The 1,418-nt window shown below is 33.3% G+C and carries 1 protein-coding gene and 1 pseudogene; one reads left to right on the plus strand and one right to left on the minus strand.

Annotation, left to right across the window (positions count from 1 at the left end; genetic code table 11):
• Positions 1-642 precede the first annotated feature (642 nt).
• A pseudogene (locus ACFSAV_RS09290) lies at positions 643-784 on the plus strand (IS481 family transposase); the annotation flags it as partial.
• A gap of 131 nt (positions 785-915) precedes the next feature.
• Here ACFSAV_RS09290 and ACFSAV_RS09295 read toward each other — a convergent pair.
• A complete protein-coding gene (locus ACFSAV_RS09295) occupies positions 916-1,068 on the minus strand; it encodes a hypothetical protein (RefSeq protein ID WP_379098876.1) in 153 nt (50 codons plus the stop codon).
• Positions 1,069-1,418: the final 350 nt, after the last annotated feature.

Raw genomic sequence — 1,418 nt, forward strand, 5'->3', positions numbered from 1 at the left:
GATTGGTTTTGTTTATAAATATGTAATAAAAAAATGGTCCCTCTTTAGGGGACCATTATTGTAAGAACTAAAGCCAATACTACATCATCTTCCGTTTTTTTAATTTATATAGGAAAAACTATTCTAAGCAAATCAAATCTAAGTAACACAAAAACTTTTTATCACCGTATTATCTAGTGTTTTATAGTGAACTTCTCAAATTCAATAGAAGCATCAGTTTTAGAAGCCAACATACTTAAACTCTATAAAAATAACAACACTAAGTTATTTATACGACATTGCTAACTAAAAACATTTAAACATTAGCAAAGAGCCACTAAAACTGGCTCAAAACAGACCGCACTTTAACTCCCCTAACAGTTGCAGCCCTCAGGAAAGAAAATAACATTAACATCTCCAGAGGTTAAGGTTTATAGGACACTTTTTATGTGGGTAATCCAAAAGGTGTCGGACGTATTTACCAGCAAACTTTCGTCGATACATATAGTAAAGTCGATACATATAGTAAAGTCGTTTTTGCAAAATTCTATACAATAAAAACAGCCATTGCGACAGCGAATATACTCAATATCCTAATTCAAGAATCAAGGCTTGCAACCACCATAGACTTTCATCAACCGTGAAAATATTACAGTAAGTAAAGTGGAAAATTATGATTATAAGCTTTATTTAACGATGATATTGAGCACACTAAATGAAGGTAAAACACCCGCAAACTAACGGTATCTGCGAACGTGTTCATGAAACGATTTTACAAGCATTTTATCAAGTAGCGTTTAGGAGGTATTACTTGATGGGGAAACAAATTAAGCAGAAAAAAATTTAAACTCAAATTCATCCTCTAGGCACAAGATTTTAGGGGAATCGTCAAATTGGGGGTGTTCTTCTATAGATGAACAACAAATAAACTACCAATTAATTCTCACTATTTAACCTCATCACTTTATTGCCCTTACGCATGACTGATTTCTGATTTACTGATTTCATTTGTTGCGATTTCGTTTGTTGCTTAATTACTTTTTGCTTAACTACTTTTGCTTCATTCCTTGTTATTTGAGTTAGCTTCATATTATCCCCTTGCTCAGCCGAGTAAATAGCAAATACACTAACAAAGTGCCCTCTCAGACTAACATCACATAACATTGGGTTTGTATAACATCACTTGTAAGCAAAAAGGCTAAAAATCTAAAAGCCCAAAAATATAAAGCCTATATCAATAAGGTCTAAAATCTAAAAGCCTAAAATCTAACTGTGCCCATATCTACCCATTGACTACCCATTCATTGGCTAGCAATTCCAATAGAAATAACTTTATACTCTTATACCTAACTTATCTTGCCACACTTTAACTTGCCCGACGTCACGACTAATAGCTTAACTAACTTCACAACTAAATAGCACTCTGTACCCCAAACACA

The organism is Pasteurella oralis (genome assembly GCF_042681465.1).
Lineage (GTDB): Bacteria > Pseudomonadota > Gammaproteobacteria > Enterobacterales > Pasteurellaceae > Pasteurella > Pasteurella oralis.